Origin of the sequence: uncultured Thiothrix sp. (genome assembly GCF_937876535.1) — a bacterium.
Taxonomy (GTDB): Bacteria; Pseudomonadota; Gammaproteobacteria; order Thiotrichales; family Thiotrichaceae; genus Thiolinea.
Genome location: NZ_CALFHZ010000005.1, coordinates 141,652 through 168,545, shown reverse-complemented (window position 1 = coordinate 168,545; position 26,894 = coordinate 141,652). Strand labels below are relative to the sequence as shown.

Genomic DNA, 26,894 nt, shown 5'->3' with positions numbered 1-26,894 from the left:
ATTCGAGCTTGTAGTTATTATTGGCTTAGAGGACTTTGCGTTATAATAGCCAGATGATTGAATTACGCGCACCACTTTCTGATTTTCGGTAATTATTAATATGGCAATTTTAGAGATTTTACACCATCCCGACCCACGCTTACGCAAGAAAGCAAGCCCAGTAGCTGTGGTAGACGAGAAGACGCGTGAGTTGATGGATAATATGTTGGAGACCATGTACGCGGCGAAAGGAATTGGCTTGGCTGCCACCCAAGTTAATGTCCAACAACGTGTAGTGGTAATCGATTTATCCGAAGAAAAAAACGAGCCTTTGTATTTGGTAAATGCAGAAATTCTGCATAAAGAAGGCCAAATCGAGCACGAAGAAGGCTGTCTATCTGTGCCTGAGTATTATGAAAAAGTGACGCGCGCCGAGCGGGTTAAAGTACGGGCTTTAGGGCGCGATGGTCAGAGTTTTGAATTAGAAGCAGATGGCTTATTAGCGGTGTGTATTCAACACGAGTTGGATCATTTGGATGGCAAATTATTCGTTGATTATCTCTCGCAGCTTAAACAGCAACGGGTGCGTAAGAAAATGGAAAAGCTCAATCGTCAGCCGCCTGCTGCTAATCAATCAGCTACTAATCAGGCTGCTGCTGGATGAGTGCTGGCTTAAGGATCGTTTATGCAGGTACACCGGAATTTGCTGTGCCTGCTTTACAAGCGTTACTGGCTTCAAAGCATGCAGTGGTGGCTGTGTATACGCAACCGGATCGTCCAGCTGGACGTGGGCGTAAATTACAATTTAGCCCCGTGAAGGAAGTGGCAGTTGCTGCGAATATTCCGGTTGAGCAACCGATTAATTTTAAAGGCGAAGACGCTCGAGCGAGTTTAAGCGCGTATCAGGCCGATGTGATGGTGGTTGCAGCCTATGGCTTAATCCTGCCACAGGCGGTGCTGGATACGCCGCGTTATGGTTGTCTGAATATTCATGGCTCTTTATTACCTCGTTGGCGCGGCGCTGCACCCATTCAACGTGCGATCCAAGCAGGTGATGCCCTTACAGGGGTCACTATCATGCAGATGGCTGCTGGCTTAGATACGGGTGATATGCTCCTGAAGACAGCTTGCCCGATCAAGCCAGATGATAGTGGTCAAAGTATCCATGACAAACTGGCTAAGCAAGGGGCTGAAGCTTTATTAGAGGTTTTAGAGCAAGTTCAGTGCCATACTTTACAGCCAGAAGTGCAAGATGAGCAGCAGGCTTGTTATGCGCATAAACTGACAAAAGCTGAGGCTGAGATTGATTGGAGCCAAGCCGCAGCCGTGATTGACCGGCAAATTCGCGCTTTTGATGCTTGGCCTACTGCTTACACCCACTATCAAGGACAGGTTTTGCGGTTCTTTGCTTCTCAAGTTTTAAGCCAAACTAGCTCAGAGCCAGCGGGGACGGTGGTCGCTGAGGGGCGGGCGGGGATTGATATAGTTGCGGGCGATGGGCAACTGGTGCGGATTTTACAGCTACAAATGGCGGGTAGTAAGCGCTTAACAGCCGCTGAGTTTCTTAATGCGCGTTCTTTAGTGGGTGAGCATTTTTCTAAGGTCGCTTCGTGAATACGCGCGCTATTGCCGCCCGTGCTTTGCAGCGGGTTAGTTATCAAGGTGAGTCACTCACTGAAGTCTTACAACATGCTAGTATTCAAAACTTAACCGCGCGTGATCAAGCTTGGGTGCGGCATGTATGTTTTGGCGCAGTACGCTGGCATGGTCGCTTGGGGGCGATTCTGCGCGAGCTACTCGATAAAGCGATTAAAGCTTCCGATAAGGATATTGAGTGTCTGTTACGTTTAGGCCTTTATCAAATTATCTATCAACGTACACCTGACCATGCAGCGGTGAGTGAAACGGTTCAAGCCACTAAAGCTTTAAAAAAAGTGTGGGCAGGTAGTTTGGTCAATGGTGTATTGCGTCGATTTTTACGTGAGCAGGAGGCTATTTTAGCTAAAGCCGATCAAGTTGAATCCGCACAATATTCCTTTCCAACTTGGTTGGCGGAGCGCTTAAAGCAAGCTTGGCCTGAGGACTGGCAAACCATTATGCGTGCCAGTAATGAGCATCCACCTTTAAGTTTGCGGGTCAATCCTTTAGTAGCCAGTCGTGTGCAGTATTTAGAGCGCTTACAACAGGCTGAGATCGTAGCTGAACCTTGGCCACAGACTGAAATGGGGATTCACTTGCCGGAGGCGCTTACGGTTACGGAATTGCCAGACTTTGCTAAAGGTGCGTTTTCAGTACAGGATGCAGCCGCACAGCAAGCAGCTCACTTATTAGATTGCCAAGCAAATATGCGGGTGTTAGATGCTTGTGCGGCACCTGGTGGAAAAACTTGTCATTTGTTAGAGCGCTATCCGAATATTGATTTATGGGCTTTAGACAATAGTGCGAAACGTACGCAGCAAGTTTACGAAAATTTAACGAGATTAAACTTAACAGCTAAGGTAAAAGTGGCAGATGCGAGTGACTTAGCTACTTGGTGGGATGGGCAGAGTTTTGAGCGGATTTTATTAGATGCGCCTTGTTCGGCCACTGGCGTGATTCGGCGGCACCCCGATATTAAGCTACTGCGCAAGAAAACGGATATTGCTACACTGCAACAACAGCAAGCTAGGTTATTACAGGCTTTATGGCAGGTATTAAAGCCGGGTGGTCAGCTTTTATACGCCACCTGTTCGATTTTACCAGAAGAAAATAATTTACAAATTGAGCAGTTTTTACAAACTCAGCCGGATGCTCGGGTCAAACAGATTGAGGCCACTTGGGGACGAGCGCTGTCCGTAGGACGGCAAATCTTGCCCGGCGAACAGGGCATGGATGGTTTCTATTATGCGCTGTTAGAAAAAGCAGCGTAAGTAAAGAGCATATAATGAAAAACTCATGGTGGATGCGCAGTTTGTGCATCATTTTTTTAGGGTGGCTATTAGCGACAACGAGTTTTGCGGCGGAAGAGAAAATTACCGTGCGGGATTTTACGCTTTATAATAATGGTCAAAATATACCTTTAACGGCTACTTTACATTTAGATTATCAACTCACCGATTATTTGCGTGATAGTTTACTGAATGGCGGTACCTTAACTCATGAAGTGCGTTTCAATTTAGTTTGGCATAATGATTGGTGGTTTAATAAGAGTGAAAAGTTTGCCAGTATTATTTCTGAATTAAAATATCATTCATTAAGTCGCCATTATCAGGTAGTGCGTAAAGACACGGGCGAGCATTGGAATTTTTCAAATCTAGCTTCCGCTTTAAATCATTTAGGCTCTCTGGAGAATTATAAACTGCCTCCATTACCCACTAACGTGTATCAAGCAAATACCTCTTTATTTATGGAAGCAACCTTATCACCTAAAGAGCCTGATAGTTTACCACTAGGCTTATCGAATTTGTTTTCTGAAGATCATTCATTGGTAAGCCAAGGCGTATTGTGGGCACTAACACCCTAAAGGCAAGTTTATTGCGTTGGTTACCTACAGTGGTAGTGGGTGGTTTATTAATTGTTTCTTTAAGTTTGCTTCACTTAGCTACCCGTGATGCCGAGTTTTTTCGTTCTTATGGAAAAAATTTAGTTTATCTAAATGTTTTCATTTTATTAGTATTAGGGATTGCGATCCTGACTAATCTAGTGAGAGCTATTTATCAATGGCATACCCGCCAAGCTGGTTCACGTTTTACTCTCCGCCTAATGATGGGCTTTCTCATTCTCTCAATGCTACCGGTCGTAGTAGTTGTTTATTTCTCAATGAATTTCATTGGCAAAAATGTTGGGCAGCAATTAGATGTACGGATTGCGCGAGCCTTAGATGATGCAGTCGAGTTATCGCATTTATCTTTGTCTATTCGTAGTAGTGCTCATTTACAGGATTTGTCACGCTTAGCCACACAAATTCGTGGGAAAGGGCGTTTAGAAGTTGCTGCTTTAATGGATAATTGGCGGGCTTTACATGGAGCGCAAGAAGCGATTTTAATTAGCGATGATCAGCGGATTTTAGTCACTAGTGTGGATGAAGTGGCTAAATTGATTCCTTTATTTCCGATTGGTGATTTAATTCGCACGATGAATCGGCGTGATGAGTATTCGCATTTAGAGCCGACTGGAGAGGATGGAACTTTATTTATTCGGGTAGCCATGCATGTGCGCTATGGATCGGATAATAGTAATGGAATTCTCACGGCGATGTTTCCCTTTTCGGAGCGTGAAAGTAGTTTAGCCTCTAGCGTTGGTTCTGCCCAAGAAGAATATCGGACGATTAGCTTTAATCAAGAAGGTTTGAAAAATACCTTTCGCTTGGCTCTATTAGTTATTTCTGTTTTAACAGTTTTATTTGCACTCTGGGCTGCTTTTATTTTCTCGCGGCGTTTAACTAAGCCAGTACGTGATTTGGTCGAAGGTACTTTAGCCGTTGCCTCGGGTGATTTACAGAAAAAATTACCTGTTTCTGATCGGGATGATTTTAGTTTATTAGCACGCTCCTTTAATACCATGACTAAGCGCTTATCTAGCGTGCAACAAGAGCGTGAACAAGCTCGGCGGCAATTACAACAAGAACATGATTATTTATATGTGGTTTTAGAGCATTTATCCTCCGGGGTAGTGACTTTAGATGAAGAGCAAGTGATTCGACGCGTAAATAGTGCAGCAAGTTTAATTCTCGGTCAGCCTTTGCATAATCATTTAGGCCAACATTTAACTGAAGCTTTTGCTCAGGAAGCCTTGACTCCCTTCTTACAAGCGATTAGACCCTGGTTGGATCAACCGCAAACGGATTGGCAAGCAGAAATTAATTTACCCTCCGAACGAGGGCGGCGGGTTTTAGTCTGCCGTGGAGCGGGTTTGCCTTATGATTCTAAACAGCAAAAAGGTTATGTGTTGGTTTTTGAGGATGTAACGGATGTAGTTCAAGCAGAACATGATGCAGCTTGGAGTGAAGTGGCACGGCGTTTAGCTCATGAAATCAAAAACCCATTAACGCCGATTCAATTATCTGCTGAGCGCCTCTCACGTAAATTAGGCAAGTCTTTAGATCAGGATTCGGCTGATTTTCTTAATCGGATGACCCGCACTATTATTCAACAAGTGGATACCTTGAAAGCCATGGTGAATGCTTTTAGTGAATATGCGAAAGCACCTGCATTGATCATACAGTCCACTCATTTGAATCAAATCGTGCGTGAAGTCACTGAATTATATATTGATAATCCCCAAAAAGTGCGTGTTGTGTTAGAAGAGCAGGAATTACCCCTGTTAGATTTAGATCCGCATCGAATTCGTCAGCTACTGGTGAACTTAGTGAAAAATGCATTAGAGGCGATTGGTGAAGGGCGCACAGATGGACAGATTCTGATTCGCACCCGAGTCGAAGATCAAGCAGATACTCAACAAGTAGTTTTATGCCTGCATGATAATGGACCAGGAATTCCTGTGGAGATCTTGCCACATTTATTCGAGCCGTATGTCACTACCAAACATAAAGGCACTGGTTTAGGCTTAGCAATCGTAAAAAAGATCGTGGAAGAGCATAACGGCAGCTTAGCAGCGCGCAATGCTGAGCCAAATGGCGCTATTATTACAATAACCTTTCCGGTGAAACGCGAGCAGGATGCTCCCCACTCGTCGGAGATTAGTCATTAAAGGAGGGTCAGTGATGACAGCACAACTGATTTTAGTCGTGGATGATGAGCCGGATATTCGCCAACTGATTAGTGAGATTCTTGAAGATGAAGGTTATCGGGTGGAGGTGGCGGAGAATGCAGAGCGTGCGCGCGAGATCTTCCGGCAACGCAAGCCTCAATTGGTGCTGTTAGATATTTGGATGCCTGGTTTAGATGGGATTTCTCTCCTGAAGGAATGGCGCTCTAGTAATAGTTTAACTTGCCCAGTGATTATGATGTCAGGGCATGGCACCATCGAAACTGCGGTGGAGGCGACTAAGCTAGGGGCTTATGATTTTATTGAAAAGCCTTTATCTCTCGCCAAGATGCTACTAACGATTGAGAATGCTTTACGCACCAGCCAATTAGAGCAAGAAAACCAAGGTCTGCGGCGGCAAATGGTATTTTCCCACGAGATTGTGGGTACGAGTAAGGCTATGCAGCTTTTGCGTGAGCAAGCCAGTCGAATTGCTCAACATGATTCTAGTGTATTGCTCTATGGCGAACATGGTGTCGGCAAAGAGGCAGTGGCTCGTTATATCCATGCACATAGTGTGCGGCGTGATCGTCCCTTTGTAAAAGTCGTCGTGCCGATGTTGGAGGTGGGTAGTATTGAACACAAGCTGTTTGGTTCAGAGCTAGAGGGTAAGCTCAGTTATGGTTTAGTGGATGAGGCTTTGGGCGGCTGTTTGTATTTGGCTGAAGTCGCAGATTTAGATACTGAAAGCCAAAAGCGCTTACTTTTAACTTTACAAAGCAAACGCTTCACCCGAGTGGGTGGAACGGAGCAAATGGATTTTGATGTGCAGCTGATTGTATCAGCGACTCATGATTTGCAAGATGATATTGATGCAGGTGCTTTTAATGAGGAGTTATATTACCTATTAAATGTACTACCCATTCAAGTACCCCCCTTACGTGAGCATGCCGAAGATGTACCTGAACTCTTAAATTATTATGTGAATCAGCTTACTGCACAAGATGGTTTGCCTTATCGCCATTTCACCTTGCCGGCACAGAACTTCCTACGCAATCATCGCTGGTCTGGGAATATTTTAGAGCTACGTAATTTAGTCCATCGCTTATTAATTCTTGGCACTGAAGTTGAAATTAGTTTGGAAGAGGCAGAAGAGGCAGTGGGTGCAACAGTGCCTGTGTTCACCAGTGAAATTGGGCAAATGCCAGAAAGCTTATATGATTTGCCCTTACGGCAAGCGCGTGAGCAGTTCGAACATGATTATTTGATTTATCAACTCAAGCAAGCCGATGGCAATGTGAGTAAGCTTGCGGATCAGGTCAAAATGGAGCGCACCCATTTATACCGGAAAATGCGTTCGTTGGGCGTAGATCCAAAAAAATATGGACGTTAATTTTTGATTAACCTTTATAATCCCTGCCATGAAAATCATGATTCTTGGCGCAGGACAAGTTGGGCGCTCAGTAGCTGAAGCACTGGCGCACGAAGACAATGATATTACTATTGTTGATACCGATGCTTCGGCTTTACGTACTTTGCGAGAGAAGCTTGATGTACGCGTCGAGATTGGGCAGGCATCTTATCCACGAGTTTTAGAGCGCGCAGGGATTGAAGATGCGGATATGGTGATTGCAGTCACCAATAGCGATGAAATCAATATGGTAGCCTGCCATGTAGCCTTTACGCTCTATCGAACTCCCACCAAAATTGCGCGTATTCGTTCTTCTCATTATCTTGATCATCCACGTTTATTTGCCTCTGATGCTTTACCGATCGATGTACTCATCAGTCCAGAGCAGTTAGTCACTGAATATATTTTCCGGTTGATCGCCCATCCAGGGGCTTTACAAGTGCTCAACTTTGCTGAGGGTAAAGTGCAATTAGTTGGGGTTAGAGCACTCGCTGGTGGGGCTTTAGTGGGGCATCGTTTGGGGGAAATGTATGAGCATATGCCAGGGGTTAAAGCACGTGTAGTTGCTTTATTCCGGCATGATAAGTCCGTCACGATTAGCCCCGATACCGTAGTAGAAGTTGATGATGAGGTCTTTTTCATCGCCAATCCGAAACATATTCGCGCTTTAATTAGTGAGGTACGTCGTCTTGATAAGCCTTATAAGCGCATTATGATTGCCGGTGGGGGGAATATTGGTAATCGTTTAGCCCGCCAATTGGAAGATGCACGCTATCAGGTCAAGATTATTGAGCGAAATTCTGAGCGTGCATCTAAACTTGCGGAAAGATTAGACAAAACTCTAGTATTGGAAGGCGATGCAGCAGATGAGAATCTGCTAATTGAAGAAAATATCGAGAATATCGACGTTTTTATCGCGGTCACGAATGATGATGAGGCAAATATTCTTTCCTCAATGTTAGCTAAGCGTTTGGGTGCGCGCCGCGTGATGAGTCTAATCAATCGGATGAGCTATACCGCTTTAGTGGAAAGTAGTATTGACCTGGCTATTTCCCCGCATCAAATTACCATTGGCGCACTGCTGACACATATTCGGCGTGGTGACATTGTGGCGGTGCATTCTCTGCGGCGAGGGGCTGCGGAGGCGATTGAAGTTATTGCACATGGTGATAAGAAAACTTCGCGGGTCGTTGGGCGGCGGGTAAGTGAAGTTAAATTGCCACCTTCAACAATTATTGGCGCTTTAGTGCGCAATGAGGAAGTGATCATAATGAAAGAAGGTGATGATATGCTCATTGAGCCAGATGACCATGTAATTATGTTCCTCACTGATAAACGCTATATTCCTGCTGTGGAAAAACTCTTTCAAGTCGGCATTCATTTCTTTTAATTATGCAATATGGCGTTATTTTCCGAATTCTCGGCATCTTTTTGATGCTATTTAGTTTAACCATGTTACCACCGATTGCGATTGGTGAACTCATGGGTGATCCGGATTTATCCAATTTTTGGTGGGGCTTTGGGTCAGTTCTATTAGCTGGAATTTTATTGTGGTTGCCTTTTAAAAATTATAAAAATGAATTGCGTCTCCGCGATGGCTATTTAATTGCAGTGCTATTTTGGGTTGGTTTAAGTGTTGCTGCAACTATTCCTTTATCTTTATCCACAAGCTTTGAAATTAGTTTAGCGAATGCGTTTTTTGAAACAGTTTCAGGGTTTACTACTACTGGTGCAACGGTATTAGTGGGGCTTGATTCTTTACCACGCTCAATTAATTTCTATCGTATGGAATTACATTGGCTGGGTGGGATGGGAATGATTGTCTTAGCAGTAGCGATCTTACCCATGCTAGGTATTGGTGGCATGCAGCTGTATAAAGCCGAAACCCCAGGGCCTGTTAAAGATTCCAAGTTGACTCCACGCATTACAGAAACAGCACGCTTGCTTTGGTATGTATACTTAATTCTGACCTTGATTGGAATTGGTTTGTTTTTATTAGGTGGCATGACTTGGTTTGATGCAGTGTGTCATGCTTTTTCTGCAGTTTCTACGGGTGGTTTTTCAACCCATGATTCTAGCATGGGGTATTTTAATAGCGCTTTCTTAGAGTATTCAATCACTTTTATTATGATTATGGGAGGGGTAAATTTCACTTTGCACTTTACAGTCCTGCATAATAAATCTTTAAAATATTATTGGCTTGATTCAGAGTTTAAACTCTATTTGCTCATTATGTTTGTCGTGTTTGTTATCTGTGCTGGTGTTTTATGGAAAAATAATTACTATACAGATATACCAACGACGGTTCGGTATGCTAGTTTCCAAGTTGCTTCTATTATGACCTCAACCGGCCTATTAACAACTAATATGTCAGCATGGCCGACTTTATTACCGGTCTTGTTAATGTTTGTCAGTTTCGTTGGTGGTTGTGCAGGGTCTACAGGAGGCGGGTTAAAAGTGATTCGTTTCTTATTATTGATGAAACAAGGCTGGCGTGAAGTTAGTCTATTGACCCATCCGCATGCCCATACGCATATTAAAATTAATCGAGAACCTGTTCCTGAAAGTGTGACACGGTCGATTTGGGGCTTCTTTTCTATGTATGTGGCAGTTTTCACCCTTTTTATGTTGGGGATGATGGCCGCAGGGCATGATCAAGTCACTTCCTTTTCCGCAGTGGCTGCCACTTTAAATAATATGGGTGTTGGTTTAGGTGAGGTTTCTAGTAGTTTTTCGGTGCTAGATGACTTTACCAAATGGTGGCTTTCCTTTGCTATGCTCATGGGACGTTTGGAGTTATTCACTGTTTTGGTCTTATTCTCACCTAGTTTTTGGCGTAGATAGTATTCAATAGCGGTAGCGGAGGAGTTGGCGATGTTGAAGTCGGGTCAAGGTTTACCAGTTATTGCTGCGCTTGAGGGGGCTAGGTCTGATGTAAGTTATCTCTTACAAACTGCGAGTCAATCGCTACTCAAGCAGTTTGCGGAGCTTTGTGAGGGTGCAGTGGTGGTCGACCGTCAAGCCCGCGTCGTCTGGATGAATGATCAGTATCCCAAGCGTTTAGGTATTACCAATGTTAAAGCTGTGATTGGGCAACCAGTAGAAGCGGTCTTACCCAATAGTCTCATGCGCGAAGTAGTCGAGACTGGCCGCCCTATCATGTTGGATATTATGAGCTTTGGTGCTGAGTCATTTGTGGTATCACGCCTACCGTTACATGATGAGCAAGGTAGAGTGATTGGTGGGATTGGCCTGATACTCTTAGATGATGCGCGTAATCTTGCACCCTTAGTCTCGCGATATAATCAAATTCAGCAAGAACTGCAGGATACGCGCCAACAGCTAGCCCTCGCCCGCCGTGCTAAATACACTTTAAGTAGTCTGATTGGTACTTCCGAACGCTTAACCAAATTAAAGGCTCAAGCGCGGCGTACAGCTTGTTCCAACGCTACCGTATTAATTCAAGGGGAGACAGGTACCGGTAAAGAGTTATTGGCGCAGGCTATTCATAATGCGAGTACACGTGCGGATAAACCCTTTGTCGCGGTAAATATTGCAGCCATTCCTGAGGCTTTATTAGAAGCTGAATTTTTTGGGGCAGTCGCTGGGGCTTATACAGGAGCAGATCGCAAAGGTCGGCAAGGTAAGTTTAAATTAGCCGAAGGCGGAACCTTATTCTTGGATGAAATCGGGGATATGCCAGCAACCTTGCAGGCTAAACTCTTACGCGTCTTGCAAGAAGGGGAGTACGAAGCCTTAGGCTCTGATCAACTACTCCGCGCCGATGTGCGTATTCTCTCTGCCACCAGTCGTGATCTCGCACAAGAAGTTGCACAGGGGAAGTTTCGTGCTGATTTGTATTATCGCTTAAATGTTGTGCCGTTAAATATGCCATGTTTACGCGAGCGCTTAGAGGATTTGCCCTTATTGTGCGAGCAATTATTAGATAACCTTAGCCATAAGCAAGCTGGCTCGCCGCGTGAGTTAAGCCCTGGAGCGCTAGACTATTTATCTCATTATCAATGGCCAGGCAATGTGCGTGAGCTACAGAACGTGTTAGAACGTGCGGTGATGCTCTCTGATAGCTTTGTGATTAGCTTGGAGGATATACAGGCTTTATTGCCCGTGGTTCAAACTCAAACCTCAGTGAGTAAGTATCCTAATCAGTCTGAGCCCCTTGAGCTAACTGCGAATACTTTAGCAGTCACCTTAGCTCAAGCCGAATATCAAGCCATTCAAGATGCCTTACAAATCTGTGGGGGTAATAAAGCTAAAGCCGCCACGCGGTTAGGCATTTCGCGCACTTCACTGTACGAAAAAATGGCTACTTACCGCTCCAACTAGACTACAGTGTTCGTCTTTCAGGACAGTTTAGTGTTCAGAAAAACGAACAGATCAGTTTAGTAATTCTTACCTTGGCTCTTTGTGGTCATTAAAATCAATAACTTAATTATTGGCACGCGCTTTGCTAAACAGAAAGTACTAGCAGATTGTACTGCGGGTGTTTTTTCGTTTGGAGGAGTGAGTCCATATGGATTTTTTGATTGTATTAGGCGCTTTAGCCTTTCTAATGTTTGTCGCATATCGCGGCTACAGCGTTATTCTGTTTGCACCGATTGCTGCTTTAGGGGCGGTGTTATTAGTCAACCCTGATATGGTTGCGCCCGTGTTTACCGGCCTCTTTATGGATAAGATGGTCGGTTTTATTAAAAACTACTTCCCCGTTTTTTTATTGGGGGCGGTGTTTGGCAAAGTCATTGAGCTATCCGGTTTTTCCAAATCGATTGTTGCTGCAGTGATTAATCTGATTGGGCGTGAACGCGCCATGCTGGCCATTGTCATTGTCTGTGCGATTCTCACCTATGGCGGCGTGTCTTTATTCGTGGTGGTCTTTGCGGTTTATCCCTTTGCGGCAGAAATGTTCCGCCAAAGTAATATTCCGAAGCGCTTAATTCCAGGCACAATAGCTTTGGGCGCGTTTACCTTCACCATGGATTCACTGCCTGGTACGCCGCAGATTCAAAACATTATCCCAACGACGTTCTTTAAAACCGATATTTATGCTGCACCGATTTTAGGGATTATTGGCGCGATCTTTATCTTTACGCTGGGTATGCTTTACTTAGAATGGATGCGGCGGCGGGCGGCTAAGCGTGGTGAAGGCTATGGTACGGATTTACTCAATGAACCAGCACCATTTGAAAATGAAAAACTACCAAATGCGTGGATTGCTTTATTGCCCTTAGTAATGGTTGGGGTGATGAATAAAGTTTTTACCATGACGATTCCTAGTTTCTATGGCAAAGAAGTGGCTTTCCAATCTGCCGTAGTCGGTAAATCAACTGAAATCGTGGTGCAAATTGATCCGGTGAAAGCAATTTGGGCAGTTGAAGGGGCTTTATTGCTGGGTATTTTAGTTGTGTTCATTTTTGCAGGCCGCACGGTAATTAAGAATTTTGCCGAAGGTTCGAAAACTGCCATTGGTGGTGCTTTATTAGCAACTATGAATACAGCTTCTGAATACGGTTTCGGTGCAGTGATTGCGGCTTTAGCTGGTTTTAAAGTGATTGCGGAAGGTCTAGCGGCAATACCCGATCCTTTAATCAATGAGGCAATCACTGTCACCGCTTTAGCGGGGATTACTGGTTCGGCCTCGGGTGGTATGGGTATTGCTTTGGCGGCGATGGCCGATACTTTTATTGCTAATGCACAAGCTGCGGGCATTCCGTTAGAGGTTTTCCATCGGGTTGCTTCAATGGCTTCCGGTGGTATGGACACCTTACCGCATAACGGCGCAGTCATTACTCTCTTGGCAGTAACCGGCTTAACACATCGCCAATCTTATAAAGACATTTTTGCGATTACTTGTATTAAGACGATGGCAGTGTTTGTAGTGATTGCAGTGTTCTATACAACTGGACTAGTCTAGCGGCCATTCAGGCAAGGAGAGCTAAGCATGCCTCAACAACATATTAAAGTGATTAAACCTGTGCATCAAACCAGCAAAATTATGTCTGCCCGTCAAGCAGTGGAGCTAATTCCCGTTGGTGCAACAGTAGCAACCAGTGGTTTCATTGGTATTGGTTTTGCAGAAAATATTGCCGTTGCCTTGGAGGATTTATTCCTTGAACGTAGCCAGCTAGCGGATGCTACCCAAGACTACCCTCATGATCTGACTTTGGTGTATGCCGCTGGTCAAGGCGATGGTGGGCAACGTGGGTTAAATCATTTAGGGCATGCTGGTCTGGTTAAACGGGTGGTTGGCGGACATTGGGGGTTAGCGCCGAAATTGGGTGAACTAGCCACCAGCAATCAAATCGAAGCATGGAATCTACCACAAGGGGTGATTTGCCATCTGTTTCGCGATATTGCTGCTGGTAAACCAGGTACGCTCACACCTGTCGGATTAGGTACTTTTGTCGATCCACGTTATGGTGGTGGCAAACTCAATGAGCGCACTCAAGAAGATTTGGTGCGCCTCATGGAAATTGAAGGGCAGGAGTATCTGCTCTATAAAGCCTTCCCCATTCATGTCGGGATTATTCGCGGCACGACAGCTGATCCTGATGGCAATATCACTATGGAAAAGGAAGCACTCACTTTAGAGGCTCAAGCCATTGCGATGGCAGCGCACAATAGTGGGGGTATTGTGATTGCCCAGGTCGAGCGGATTGCTGAGCGGAATACCTTGAATCCGCGTCAGGTAAAAATCCCAAGCGTATTAGTTGATTGCGTGGTCGTCGCTGAAAAGCCCGAATACCAGCAACAAACTTTTATTGAACCGTATAGCCCTGCTTTTGCAGGTGAATTGCGTGTACCTGTGTCCGCCATTGAACCCATTCCTTTGGATGAGCGCAAAGTGATTGCCCGCCGTGCCGCGATGGAGCTAAAAGCGCATGATGTGGTGAATCTAGGGATTGGGATGCCGGAAGGAGTCGCGAATGTGGCGACTGAAGAAAATATTTTTGACTTAATGACGCTCACCGCTGAACCGGGTGTTATGGGGGGAATTCCTGCGGGTGGTTTGAATTTCGGTGCTGCTACCAACACTCAAGCAATTCTTGATCAGCCTAACCAGTTTGATTTCTATGATGGCGGCGGTTTGGATATTGCCATTCTAGGGCTAGCGCAAGCGGATCAAGAAGGCAATCTCAATGTCAGCAAATTTGGCCCGAAACTGGCCGGGGCAGGTGGTTTTATTAATATCTCACAAAATGCCAAAAAGGTGGTATTTGTGGGTACTTTCACTGCAGGTCAATTAGAACTGTCCATTGCGAATAGTCAGATCAAAGTGTTGAAAGAAGGCAAAACCCGTAAATTCGTCAGCCAAGTCGAGCATCGTACCTTCAGTGGACGGGTAGCTTTTGCCTCAAAGCGACCAGTGTTCTATGTGACTGAGCGTGCGGTATTCAAACTCTGTGAAGAAGGAATTGAATTGATTGAAATTGCCCCCGGTATTGATTTGGAGCGTGATGTATTGGAGCAAATGGATTTTAGACCGATTATACACCAAGCACCAAAGCTTATGGATGCGCGGATTTTTAAGGATGAGCCAATGGGGATACGTGAGACGTTATTAGTCACAGCTTAGCTAGGCTAGTGTCCACACGAGGCAGATTTAAATTATGCTACTATCAACGGAGTGACATGATTTTTTGGAGCTTGGCAGCCAGCGTATTATTATTTGGGGCAGGATGTGACGCTTGAATCCATTCAGACTACGCTCAAAGTTGAGGACATTTACGAGCGGGTAGAAAATGGTGAATTGATTAAGTGGCGTTTGGAAGGATTAAAAATTAAGGATAAAGAATAAACAAGTTCAATGCTCCAATTGCCTCGCCCGACCTCCCTAATTCAACAAGCGCACTTAATTACCAAGCTAGGGTCTATTCTTTCAAGACCGGCTCATTAAATCACTTCTACTTAAGGATGAACCTCATGAAACTTTCTCGTGTTCATTTTTCTATTTTCTGCCTAGTTTGCTGGTTAATGCTTAGCAGTTTAAATCCGGTTTATGCTGCTTTTCGCTCTGGGGCAATCCTTGCAAATTTCCCTACCCAAGGTTCAGCGAATGCGGTCGCTTTACTGCCTGATCAGCGCCATGTTTTGGTGGGGGCAGCCCAAGAGGGTTTATTGGTGGTGGATGTGCACGCAGCAGAAAAGCCGAGCATGATTACTAAACTTAGTGCTTTGCAGCAGGTCGAGTCTATCCTCATTCGAGGCAAGTTAGCCTTTATAGCGAATGGAGCTGCTGGCTTAGCCATTGTTGATCTGAGTCAGCCGACTGCTTTGAAACTAATCGGGCGCTTGGATACTTCGTCTTATGCCTTTGATGTGGCGCTGACTCCGGATGGGCGCACAGCGTTTGTTGCGGATAATACCAATGGAGTAGTGGTGGTGGATGTAAGTCAGCCGACTAAACCACGCCCGCTAGCGGTGATTCCAAGCTCCGCAGCAAGTGCAGGGGTAGCACTGAATGGCAATGGGCAAACTTTGTATATTGCTGATCAAGCCGATGGAATTCAAATTATTGATGTCAGTAAACCACAAGCGCCTGTGCACCAAGGCCATTTTAATCCAGCTGGGCACCCACAACGTTTAGTCGTTTCAAAGGATGGGCAATGGTTATTTGCTGCGAATAATGAAGGGGGGTTGAGTGTACATGCCTTACAAGTTTCAGCCCGCAGTCAAACTAATCAATTACCGATGCGGAATGCTTTTGCAGTGCAGTTAAGCCAAGACGGACAAAGCGCTTTGGTCGCCGATTTATTCAGTGGTGTAGCAGTCGTTGATCTCAGCAACCCACTCAATCCACAAGTTGTGCAACGCATCAAAACCCAGCGAGCTGCACAAGGGGTTACAGTCAGTCAGGATCAGAAGACTGCTTATATTGCTGATACCCAAGCAGGTTTGACAGTGATTCGCTTCCGTTAGTCGGAAGGTACTCAAACCCCGATTAGTCCTAACTATAGTTAAAGCAGAGCACCCTCTAGAGTGTTGGTGGATGCCGCTGTCTGTTTATTTTACCTCAAGCTGTCTGGGTGCTGTTATGCCGCAAGATTTGGTCTTTGTTCTGATTGGTCAATCCAATATGGTGGGTTGGACAGAGAGCCTATTTAGTGAGCTACCCGATTGGTTGAAGGTCAAGCCGGTACAAGTTGAATTCCATCAACACGGGCGCAAAATGGAGTTTAATCAGCAAACCGGTGGACGTATTGGCCCTGAAGTTTCTTTCACTAAATATTTAGCAGCGTGGTATCCGGGGCGGAAAATTCGTGTGGTGAAATTAGCAGTAGGCGGTACATCGATTTATGACTGGGCAAAGGAGTGGAATCCACGCTTGTCGTTTCGTATGACCGAAAGCACTATCCAGTCTAGTTTGTATGCTTTGCTCAAGCAGCAAATTGCGGTGAGCCAAGTTTTGACGCAGGGTAATACGGTGAATGCCTTTATTTGGATGCAAGGCGAGCGCGATTCACGCTATCCACTGGCAGCCGATGCGTATCTGGGGAATTTAAAAGCATTTATTTATGATCTACGCCGTGAATACGCTAGCCCGAATGCCGCTTTCATTCTGGGGCGGATTAACCCACCTAAAGCGCAACATCCTGCCGTAGACACACTCAGGAAAGCGCAAGAAGTAGTCACCACCCAAATGCCACGCACGGTTTGGGTGAGTACCGATGATTTATCCAAAGCTGCCGACCAAATCCACTATGACACTTTGGGAGAAGTCGGTTTAGGTCGGAGCTTTGCGTATGCGGTCAGGCGATTTTATCCAGTAACTTAAGCTGATTAAGCCAAGGGCATTTCCTCTTTGACTAGCTCCCCATCGCGCATACTGAGTTTACGCCAGCCACCATTATCATTCATGGTGATCCAGCGCCGTTCTTCTTCGCGATAGAACCAATCCTTATCAACTTCGTACAGTACCATGCGTCCAGTGGATTCCCAAATATTGACAATCTCATTGGTATGGGAGCGAATTTCATCAAAGTCGGTAGTGCATTTGCGACCCATATCGCTATAGAGTTGATGCAATTCTAATAAAAGATTCAGCACCTTATTATCCATATCCACAATATTTAAGCCTACGCGCCGTGCTTCTTTTTTCAGGATAGGATAAGAGTGGCTGGGGTAAGCGGAGTTTAAGGCGCTAGCGATTTTTTTGATTTGGCTTTCATCGGTACAGTGATAACTGAGAATTTGCTCACAAAGCATCATGGATAAAGATTCAGCCCGATCTACCGCGCCAATCACTAAAGGATGTACATAATTGAATAGTGATTTATACGGATTAGAGGATTCATTATCTTTTTGTGCCTGCCACAAATGAATGACACGCTTTAATTCATCTAAGCTCACACTGACTCGATCATTATCTCGATCAATGGGTGACAAATCATGAGTTAAGGAGGTATCGACGGAAGTCAAATAAGCCATCGGTCCCATGTGAATTTCATCAGCACCCAAGGCAAGCATGGTCGCGGCACTCGCACATTCGAGCGGTACTAAGGCCACCACTTGTTCATAGTATTCACGCAATAAACTGACCATGCGTAAAGAAGCTTGACCATTCCCCCCATCGGATTTGATAAATAAATTAACTCGTTTACCACCACCATGTGCATTAAGTAAGTGATAGAGCGCAATGACATCGCTATGGCAAACCGTGCCACGTGGATTATTCCAATAAGTAATTAAGTCACCGTCTAAATGCTCACCTAAAGCGTTCAGAATGGTTTGGGTTTCATTAAAGCGTAGAGGGGGGCGTTTAATGCTGAGCTCTACAGGTGCGCTTGTTTCTTCTTGGGTTGACATGCTCAATCCTATTTTTAAATTATTTTCTCAGTCGACCAGCCCTTCCGTACCGCATTCGCTTTGGACGCTTTCCGCTGATCGGTCGTTGTGTTTTAGGTACTGCGTGTTAAGCTATTAGTCATATTTATAAAAATAATCTTTTAAGAGTCACACCCCATGACCAGATTAGCCTATTTAGTCGCTGGGCTGAGCCTTAGTGTACTCACTGCTTGCCAGAGTGAAGATACAAAGGTAGCACAAAAGCCTGAAACAAGCCTCCCTGTGCTGACAGCTGAGCTGCCTACTATGCAAACCAATAATAGCTCTATTCCCGCACCTGATTTCCAAGCTTTGCAAACTCAATTAGCTAGTTTACAACAACGTCTACAGACAGCTGAAGCAAGTTTAGCCCAGTCGCAAACGGAACTGAGTAGGAAATCAGAGCAACTGCAAGCTTTGCAAACTGAGCAACAGCGTTATACCCAGCAACAAGTAAGTCTGGATGGTACGAGTGAGCAAATTAAGCAACTAGAGCAGCAGTTAACTCAGAAAGACCAGCAGCTAAGCAAGTTGGAAAGCTCTTTGATACAAGTAGAGTCTGAGTGTCAGCAGGCTAAACTAAGGCAGCCAGCTCCTAAGCAAATAGCTGAACTAGAGCCAAGTAAGATCGAGCACTAAGCTTTTCCTAAGTTTGAGCGGATTACAATTATTAATAATAAGAGCTAGAGCTATGTCAAACCCTACTTGTCTATCACGTTGGCTGGGTCCGTTTTCTATCTGGTTAGCAGGCTTATTCCTGAGTCTTATAGCTCTTACTAGCCAAGCTGCGGTGAATCTTAGCCCTAATTTACAAGTCAGCTTAGTCGATGGTACAGCGAGTGATCAGGTTTTAGCGAATACCAGTGTACATGCCCGTGAAGTATTCGCTGATGGCTCATCAGCCTGGCGAACGGTGGTTAAGACTGATATTGCGGGTAAAGCCAGTTTTGCTTTGGAAGGTTTAGGAGCAGGGCGCAATTATCAGTTATATGCGATTAGTCCGGCGGATGGTAACTATCGAGCCAGTGAGTTGATTAAAACTACAGGGAATGTTTTGTTCCGAGTTGGTTCGCCTTTATTAAAGGTTACTGTTAAAGATGCTTTAACACGTACCGCCTTACCGAATCTACCCGTTACGGCTTGGTATAAACAACCCGATGGTAAGCTGATGTGGGCTGCACAAAAGCCTACGGATGCGAATGGTAAACTAGCCTTTGATATTCCACAGCTTTCTCAGGGCATGCCGGTGCAATTATCTGTGACAGCGTTTAATGCAACTCGTGGGGTCAGTGAATGGATTACAAAAGTTGCTGAGACGGAATTTGCAGTCGGTGAAACACGCATCCAATTACTAGATGCCACGCAAGCTACTCAGCCACCTTTAGCAGCGACCACGGTGCACTTACGTGAATTATTAGCAGATGGTAGTTCGGTATGGGTGAATCAGGGAAATACTGATGCACAAGGTGTACTTCGCCTAAATCTGTTGGCGGGTAAAAAATATGTTCTGGTAGCCCAAGATAAAGCTTTTAATAAATATCGTAACAGTACTCCCTTACAAAAAGGTGACCCGTTTACTTTCAAGTTAGGCTCGCCACCACTCAAAGTTAAGCTGAGTGATGCTTTAACCAATGCAAGTCTGGCCAGTGTGAATATCACTGCCTATCAGTTATTAGAGACAGGTGCTTATCAGTGGCGTACTGCGGCTACCACTAATAACAATGGAGAAGTGATCTTAGATTTACCTGAGTTGAGTACAGGTGGCAAAATTGAATTACGTGCTAGTGCCTATAATCAATTTACCGCTCGTTCCAAGTTGATTACACAAGCAGGCAATGAGGTCTGGAGATTAGGCAGCAGCCGTATCAAAGTTGTTGATGGTACCTTGGCGAACCAGCCTGTATTGGCGAATCATACGGTCTATGTACGCGAAAAACTCACCAATGGTACAGAGCAATGGTTTGCAACTACTAAAACCGATGCCGAAGGTTTCTTACACCTCGATTTACCCGGTTTAGAGCAAGGCCGACAGTTTTATTTACAAGCATTGAGTCCTCTGACCAATACTTATAAAGCCAGTGCTATTCTCAAAACTACAGGGGATTCGGTATTTGTTGTCGGTTCTAATCCTTTAGTCGCTACTTTGAAAGATGCTTATTCCCAACAAGCATGGGTCGGAATTGATGTGGTGGCTTGGCGGATGCTGGCTGATGGCAGTCGACAATGGCGTGGGCAACAAAAGACTGATGCGAATGGTAAAGTGACCTTTGATTTAGCAGAGCTCAATACTGAAAGTGCCACGATTCGCTTACAAACTACGGTCTATAATAAATTTACTGCCACTAGCCCTGCTTATACTCATAGTGGTGCTGTCGATTTTTTACTAGGTTCAGTGGTAGTAACCGTGCGTGATGGCACAGCGGCGAGCCAAGCACTGCTGCCTAATTTAGAGGTGCATCTTCGCGAACAACTCGCGGATGGCACATCAACTTGGCTTGGTAAAGGAACGACTGATAGCAACGGACTCTTGCGGATTGACTTGCCCGATTTAGATAAGGGTAAGCAGTATCGTCTGAATACGATTAGCCCAGTGACAGGACGTTATCGTGATAGCCAAGTGTTGAGTGCGCGGGGTCAATATACCTTCTTAGTAGGCACTCGCTTATTACAAGTAGGCCTGCTCAATGCTCTTAGTGGCGCAGCCGTACCAAATATTAATGTCACTGCTTACAAACTTGATGCTGATGGTGTGAACCGCTGGAAGGGTTGGACGACTAGCGCGAATACCGATGCCCAAGGTTTAGCTAAGCTCGATTCAGAAGCCTTCTCGGTCACAGGTAATCGCTTTATCTTAGTAGCGACTCCCTATAATGGTGGGCGGGTTGATAGCCCTAGTTTTGCTGCAGGTGAATATGCAGTGAAATTTCCAGTGGGAAGCATTCCAGTCACTTTGAGGAATCGAGCCACAGCTAGTGTGATGCCGGATATTAGTTTAAATGCCTATCGCTTGGATGCGAGCAATCGCTTATGGTGGGTCAAAGCTGGCAAAACCGATACAGCTGGGCAAGTGCTGTTCGATTTGGAAACTCTGAGCAGCGGAGATAGGTATGTCTTTGTTGCGCAAGACCCGTTTAAGCAAGGGCGTAATTATTATAGTCGTCTAGTAACTAGCACAGGCGTGGTCGATTTTGGGATTCGCTTAGATGCAGAAGGAAGCCGCTTAGATTTAGAGCTGCCTCGGGTAGAAATACTCACCCCCAAACAAACAGAGGTAGGTACTACAGGCTTTACTCTCACTGGAACTGCCTTAGATAATTGGGCAGTTCGTGAACTTGCAGCGAACATCACTGTTGACAGCACTACCCAAACTTTGACCACTGCATTTAATTCCTTCACTGGTGATTGGTCAGCAAAAGTCCCTAGTAATCTATTAGTAGCGGGTAAAGATACCAAAGTTACTGTAGTAGCTTGGGATAATGCAGGAAATCGTACCGAGCGTACTGTGCAATTTAAGGTGATTGCTGATCAAGCTTTGCCCGTTATTCAAATCAGTTCACATCGTGAAGGCGATGAGGTGGTTAAAACTGGTTTTATCCTCAAAGGCACTGTTAGTGATGACACGGGTGTGGCGAGCTTAACTGCACAAGCGCAAGGTGTAACGAATTTGGCTGCTAAGAATTTGACCTTGAGTAGCCAAGGCGATTGGGCTTGGGTGATTCCAAATGGTCAATTAAGTGCTGGGCAAACTCTTAAGCTCACTCTGACCGCGACAGATGTTAGCGGCAAACAAGCTACTCAAAACCTCGCGTTGAAAGTGATTGGAGCAGCGGCTGAAACTCGTCAATTGGTCAATCGTATTACCTTTGGTGCTTCACCCAGTTTATTGGCTGAGGTGCGGCGTGTAGGGGCTGATGCTTTCTTAGAAGCCCAATTAAAACCTAGTCAGATTCAAGCTCCTGCTTTTGATAGTGCAGTGGCCAACTTACCGTTAGTGACTCCTGAAGATTTACAGGCTTATACCTTATTCCAGATGGTAAATAGCCCGCGCCAGTTGCAAGAAGTGATGACTTGGTTCTGGGATAATCATTTCAATACCAATTTAGATAAAACGGGCGATAAGGTTCTGTATGAGCTGGTGGAAAATGATGTTTTCCGTGCGAATGCTCTAGGAAATTTCTATAACTTATTGCTAAGTAGTGCTCAAAGCCCCGCGATGCTGCTGTATTTGGACAATACCTCGAATGTGAAAGCCAATGCGAATGAAAACTATGCCCGTGAAGTGTTGGAGCTGCATACCGTAGGTGTCAATGGCGGCTATTCACAGCGCGAAGTCGAGTCTTTAGCGGAGATTTTTACTGGCTGGCAAGTAAAAAATGATGCCTTCTACTTTAATGCAACTCAGCATAATGCTGTAGATAAAGTGTTCTGGGGACAAACGATTAAAGGCGGTGGTATCGAGGAAGGTGAGCAGGCTTTGCGTTACTTAGCTCGCCACCCAGCTACTGCCAAGTTTATCTGTTCTAAGCTAATTACTCTGTTTGTGAGTGATAAGCCGGTGGAGGCATTGTTACAGCGTTGCTCAGCCAGTTTTATTGAAACTGCTAGCCAACCGGATCAAATTGCTCAGGTATTGCGCACGCTTCTAACCGCACCGGAATTTAATGCAGAACAGCATTTTAATAGTAAATTCCGCACTCCCCTAGAGTTTAGTGTCGCCTCTGTACGTGCCTTTGCAGGGCAAGTTAGTACAACAGGCTTGGTCGAAGAAACCAAACGCATGGGCTTAAATTTATATCGCAATCCAGTGCCGACAGGTTGGTCAGAAACTGGGGATGATTGGATTAGTACGGGCTTATTGCAGGAACGTATTCGCTTTGTGAATCGCTTAGTTGGCAGCAATGTAGCTGGTATTCAATTAGACCCAGCCGCTTTCTTCCGTAGTCGTGGTGCATTGACCACCGAAAGTATCTTGGCAGAAAGCTTTGATCTGCTGATGAATAATCAATACAGCACAGTCGAGTGGCAGACTGCTTTTGATATTTTGAATGCAGAAGGGCAATTTGATTTAGACGCCGCGACTGCAAATACACGCTTAAAAGCGATGTTGGCGACCTTGCTTAGTTATCCAGCATGTAACTACCAATAATAAGGATAAAGACCATGCAACGACGTGATTTTCTAAAGTTAATGCTTTCCTCATCTTTAGCGGGAAGTGCTTGGCTGTTAGATGATTCTTTTCGTTTGAGTGCAGCGCAAGCTTCAATTGCACCCAAAACCTTAGTGGTGATTTTTCAACGTGGGGGCTGTGATGGTTTAAATGTTGTTGTGCCTTATGCAGATATGGATTACTACCGCTTACGCCCCGGTATCGCGATTGCTCCGGCAGGGCAAACCAATGGTGCTTTGGATTTGAATGGTTATTTTGGTTTACATCCAGCTATGCAAAGTTTGCATCGGCTCTATCAACAGCAGCAAGTTGCAGTTTTTCCAGCCGTGCATTATCCACAAGCTTCTTTGTCGCATTTTGATAGCCAACAATTTATTGAAAGCGCTGCGCTCCGTAGTGATTTGGATGGTTGGCTCAATCGGCATTTAGCCAGCTCACTGAATAGCACAGGTATGCGTGGCGTGGGCTTTGGTAATGAGCTAGCTCAGGCTTTACGCGGTAATGTAGTAGTTTCGTCGCTTAAAGATTTAGCGAATTTTGATTTGGGCATCAGTGATAGTGAAGAAATGCGCTTAAGTTCGCGCCTCAATACAGTATATGCCCAACATCCTGAGGATATTAATCCTTATGCCAAACTGCTAAAGCAAACGGGTCAGACTTTACTACGAGATTTAGATCTAACGCGCCAAATTGATCCAAAAGCTTATCGCCCCGCTAATGGGGCGGTCTATCCGGTTAATCTGTTTGGAAGCCAATTGCAACAAACTGCCCAATTGATTAAGCAAGGTGTGGGCTTGGAGGTTGCTGCAATTGATCTGGGTGGATGGGATACGCATAGCGGTCAAGGCGGAGCTGCTGGGCCGCAAGCAAATTTATTAAAAGTATTTGCAGATGGTATTGCGGCTCTTTGCGCCGATTTGGGTGCGAGTATGCAAAATGTGCTGGTCTTAACCATGACTGAGTTTGGACGCACCGCCGAGGAGAATGGGAGTGGTGGTACGGATCATGGCAATGCTTCGGCTTGGTTTGCAGTGGGTGGCGGTGTGAAAGGCGGCATTTATGGGACTTGGCCGGGCTTAGCCAAAGAAAAATTATATTTGCAGCGCTATTTAGCCCATAGCGTGGATTTTCGAGATATTTTTGCTGAGGTTTTAAGTAAACATCTGGGGAATACGGCACTTAATCAGTTGATACCGAATTATACACCGCAACTGCGTAATTTTATCGCTTAAGATGGTCTACAATTGGTTACTGCTCTAGTCTGTCGTATTGTCTTAGATGTTTATTGACGTTTACGTAAACGTAATTTACTATCTAGGCATCTTGCGAACTGAGGAGAGAGGTTATCATGAGTTCGAGTCTAAATTTTGCTCTAGGCGAAACGGTCGATATGCTGCGTGAAGCAGTACGCAGTTTCGCTGTCCAAGAAATTGCCCCCATTGCCGCTGAAACTGATCGTTCTAATGAATTCCCCAATGAGCTTTGGCCAAAATTTGGCGAGATGGGCTTATTAGGTATTACCGTGCCGGAAGAGTATGGCGGTAGTGGGATGGGCTATTTGGCGCACATGGTGGCGATGGAAGAAATTAGCCGTGCTTCCGCCTCGATTGGTTTGAGCTATGGCGCACATTCCAATCTGTGCGTGAATCAAATTAATCGCAATGGCAATGATGCGCAAAAGCGTAAATATCTATCCAAGCTCATTAGCGGTGAACACATTGGCGCACTTGCTATGTCAGAGCCAGGTGCTGGTTCGGATGTAGTCAGCATGCGTATGCGAGCTGAGAAAAAGGGCGATAAATATGTCCTGAATGGCACTAAAATGTGGATTACCAATGGCCCTGATGCCGATGTAATTGTGGTGTATGCCAAAACGGATCCACAGGCTGGTTCTAAAGGTATGACTACCTTCATAGTCGAGAAAAGTTTCGGCTTTAAAGTTGCGCAAAAGCTCGACAAGCTTGGGATGCGGGGTTCCAATACCGGCGAGTTAGTCTTTGAAGATGTTGAGGTTCCTGAAGAAAACGTACTCGGTCAGGTTGGGCGTGGTGCTGCCGTTTTAATGAGCGGTTTGGATTATGAACGTGCGGTGTTATCCGGTGGTCCGTTGGGTATCATGCAGGCTTGTATGGATGTGGTTGTGCCTTACATCCATGAGCGTAAACAGTTCGGGCAAAGCATCGGCGAATTCCAATTGATTCAAGGCAAAATCGCTGATATGTACACTAGCCTCAATGCTTGTAAAGCTTATGTGTATGCGGTGGGTGCAGCCTGTGATCGGGGCGAAACTACTCGTAAAGATGCTGCTGGAGCTATTCTCTATTCTGCGGAAAAAGCTACACAAATGGCATTGGATGCCATCCAAATTCTCGGTGGCAATGGCTATATGAATGAATACCCTACAGGGCGTTTATTGCGTGATGCCAAGCTCTATGAGATTGGGGCGGGGACTTCTGAAATTCGCCGCATGTTGATTGGGCGCGAACTGTTTAATGAAACGCGTTGAGGTACAGCATGAGTGATCCAATTGTAATTGTGAGTGCAGCGCGTACCCCAATGGGTGGGTTTCAAGGTGATTTTGCCGGTCTTTCTGCACCCGAATTAGGTGCAGTGGCGATTCGTGGTGCGGTGGAGCGTGCAGGTATTAGCCCTGATGAGGTGCAAGAAGTGATTATGGGTTGCGTCTTGCCAGCAGGATTAGGCCAAGCACCTGCCCGCCAAGCCGCTTTAGGTGCAGGTTTGCCCTTGCATGCGGGTTGTACCACCATCAATAAAGTCTGCGGTTCGAGTATGAAGGCGACTATGCTCGCCCACGATTTATTGGTAGCTGGTACGAATCAAGTGATGGTGGCAGGTGGCATGGAGTCCATGTCCAATGCGCCTTACTTTATCGCCAAAGCCCGCACTGGATTACGCATGGGGCATGGTGAAATCAAAGATCATATGTTCTTTGATGGCCTTGAAGACGCTTATGAGAAAGGGCGGTTAATGGGGACTTTCGCCGAAGAATGCGCAGATATGTTCCAGTTCAGCCGCGAGCAGCAAGACGAATTTGCGATTGCTTCTTTAACACGTGCTAAAACTACGATTGAAACAGGTGCTTTCAAAGACGAAATCGTACCTGTTACGGTTAAAACTCGTAAAGGTGAGGCGCAAATCAATACCGATGAGCAACCGCATAAAGCCGCCATTGATAAAATCCCAAGCTTAAAACCCGCCTTCCGCAAAGATGGCACGGTGACAGCAGCCAATTCTAGCTCGATTTCGGATGGTGCAGCTGCACTGGTGTTAATGCGTCAATCCGAAGCCGAAAAGCGCGGTTTAAAGCCCTTAGCTGTGATTAAAGGGCATAGCACTTTGGCGCAAAAACCTGCTTTATTTACTACTGCGCCGGTGTATGCGATTCAAAATTTGCTGGGAAAAATTGGTTGGCAACTAGATCAGGTTGATCTATTTGAGATCAATGAAGCCTTTGCGGTGGTAACGATGGCAGCGATGAAAGCACTGGATTTACCGCATGATAAAGTCAATGTGAATGGTGGGGCTTGTGCTTTGGGGCATCCGATTGGTGCTTCGGGGGCGCGCATTATTGTCACTTTGTTGTCAGCTTTAAAGCAACGCAATTTGAAGCGCGGTGTCGCATCCTTGTGTATTGGTGGGGGTGAAGCGACGGCGATTGCGGTCGAGCTAGTTTAAACCCCTCCCAGCCTCCCCTTATCAGGGGAGGAGCGAAGATAGCATAGCAACCAGTCTCTTATTTCCTCCCTTGATAAGGGGAGGGCTAGGGTGGGGTTAAAGACAAACGCTAGGATA

General features: G+C 45.5%; 19 protein-coding genes. 18 read left to right on the top strand and 1 reads right to left on the bottom strand.

Annotated elements, in window-relative coordinates:
• Nucleotides 1–100: 100 nt before the first annotated feature.
• From def to Q0230_RS01940, 13 genes are all read left to right on the top strand, one after another.
• A complete protein-coding gene (def, locus tag Q0230_RS02000; protein WP_298607633.1) occupies nt 101–643 on the top strand; it encodes a peptide deformylase in 543 nt (180 codons plus the stop codon).
• Nucleotides 640–1,593, top strand: a complete 954-nt coding sequence (gene fmt, locus Q0230_RS01995; RefSeq protein ID WP_298607631.1) for a methionyl-tRNA formyltransferase — start codon at nt 640–642, stop codon at nt 1,591–1,593. The genes def and fmt overlap by 4 nt, the downstream gene beginning before the upstream one ends.
• Nucleotides 1,590–2,888, top strand: coding sequence for a 16S rRNA (cytosine(967)-C(5))-methyltransferase RsmB (gene rsmB, locus Q0230_RS01990; protein WP_298607629.1), 1,299 nt, complete (start codon nt 1,590–1,592; stop codon nt 2,886–2,888). Before fmt ends, rsmB begins: the two co-directional genes overlap by 4 nt.
• Nucleotides 2,889–2,902: 14 nt before the next feature.
• Entirely contained in the window at nt 2,903–3,481 is a 579-nt protein-coding gene (locus tag Q0230_RS01985; RefSeq protein ID WP_298607628.1) for a DUF4390 domain-containing protein, read from the top strand.
• Nucleotides 3,463–5,667: an ATP-binding protein gene (locus Q0230_RS01980; protein WP_298607626.1), complete on the top strand. Its 2,205-nt coding sequence runs from the start codon at nt 3,463–3,465 to the stop codon at nt 5,665–5,667. Before Q0230_RS01985 ends, Q0230_RS01980 begins: the two co-directional genes overlap by 19 nt.
• Nucleotides 5,668–5,680: 13 nt before the next feature.
• A complete protein-coding gene (locus Q0230_RS01975; RefSeq protein WP_298607623.1) occupies nt 5,681–7,057 on the top strand; it encodes a sigma-54 dependent transcriptional regulator in 1,377 nt (458 codons plus the stop codon).
• 28 nt (nt 7,058–7,085) lie between these two features.
• Nucleotides 7,086–8,465: a Trk system potassium transporter TrkA gene (trkA, locus tag Q0230_RS01970; protein WP_298607621.1), complete on the top strand. Its 1,380-nt coding sequence runs from the start codon at nt 7,086–7,088 to the stop codon at nt 8,463–8,465.
• 44 nt (nt 8,466–8,509) lie between these two features.
• Nucleotides 8,510–9,919, top strand: a complete 1,410-nt coding sequence (locus Q0230_RS01965) for a TrkH family potassium uptake protein (protein ID WP_367274119.1) — start codon at nt 8,510–8,512, stop codon at nt 9,917–9,919.
• Between the two features lie 30 nt (nt 9,920–9,949).
• Nucleotides 9,950–11,419, top strand: a complete 1,470-nt coding sequence (locus Q0230_RS01960; RefSeq protein ID WP_298607618.1) for a sigma 54-interacting transcriptional regulator — start codon at nt 9,950–9,952, stop codon at nt 11,417–11,419.
• Nucleotides 11,420–11,606: 187 nt separating this feature from the next.
• Nucleotides 11,607–13,004, top strand: a complete 1,398-nt coding sequence (locus tag Q0230_RS01955; RefSeq protein ID WP_298607617.1) for a GntP family permease — start codon at nt 11,607–11,609, stop codon at nt 13,002–13,004.
• A gap of 27 nt (nt 13,005–13,031) precedes the next feature.
• A complete protein-coding gene (locus Q0230_RS01950) occupies nt 13,032–14,666 on the top strand; it encodes an acyl CoA:acetate/3-ketoacid CoA transferase (protein WP_298607615.1) in 1,635 nt (544 codons plus the stop codon).
• A 347-nt stretch (nt 14,667–15,013) separates the two neighbouring features.
• On the top strand, nt 15,014–16,009 hold the full coding sequence (locus Q0230_RS01945) for a hypothetical protein (RefSeq protein ID WP_298607614.1): 996 nt from the start codon (nt 15,014–15,016) through the stop codon (nt 16,007–16,009).
• A gap of 115 nt (nt 16,010–16,124) precedes the next feature.
• Entirely contained in the window at nt 16,125–16,865 is a 741-nt protein-coding gene (locus Q0230_RS01940) for a sialate O-acetylesterase (RefSeq protein ID WP_298607612.1), read from the top strand.
• A gap of 5 nt (nt 16,866–16,870) precedes the next feature.
• On the opposite strand, the gene Q0230_RS01935 is transcribed toward Q0230_RS01940, so the two are convergent.
• Entirely contained in the window at nt 16,871–17,896 is a 1,026-nt protein-coding gene (locus Q0230_RS01935; RefSeq protein WP_298607610.1) for a hypothetical protein, read from the bottom strand.
• 156 nt (nt 17,897–18,052) lie between these two features.
• Between Q0230_RS01935 and Q0230_RS01930 the strand changes: the two genes are divergently transcribed.
• The 5 genes from Q0230_RS01930 to Q0230_RS01910 all read left to right on the top strand — a co-directional run bounded on the left by Q0230_RS01930 (nt 18,053) and on the right by Q0230_RS01910 (nt 26,777).
• On the top strand, nt 18,053–18,553 hold the full coding sequence (locus tag Q0230_RS01930; RefSeq protein ID WP_298607609.1) for a hypothetical protein: 501 nt from the start codon (nt 18,053–18,055) through the stop codon (nt 18,551–18,553).
• A gap of 52 nt (nt 18,554–18,605) precedes the next feature.
• Complete coding sequence (locus tag Q0230_RS01925; protein WP_298607608.1) at nt 18,606–23,060, top strand: DUF1800 domain-containing protein; 4,455 nt, start codon at nt 18,606–18,608, stop codon at nt 23,058–23,060.
• Nucleotides 23,061–23,074: 14 nt separating this feature from the next.
• Complete coding sequence (locus tag Q0230_RS01920; protein ID WP_298607606.1) at nt 23,075–24,313, top strand: DUF1501 domain-containing protein; 1,239 nt, start codon at nt 23,075–23,077, stop codon at nt 24,311–24,313.
• A 113-nt stretch (nt 24,314–24,426) separates the two neighbouring features.
• The gene (locus tag Q0230_RS01915; RefSeq protein ID WP_298607789.1) at nt 24,427–25,587 is read left to right on the top strand and encodes an isovaleryl-CoA dehydrogenase; all 1,161 of its coding nucleotides are present in this window, start codon (nt 24,427–24,429) and stop codon (nt 25,585–25,587) included.
• An 8-nt stretch (nt 25,588–25,595) separates the two neighbouring features.
• Complete coding sequence (locus Q0230_RS01910) at nt 25,596–26,777, top strand: acetyl-CoA C-acetyltransferase (protein ID WP_298607604.1); 1,182 nt, start codon at nt 25,596–25,598, stop codon at nt 26,775–26,777.
• Nucleotides 26,778–26,894 lie beyond the last annotated feature (117 nt).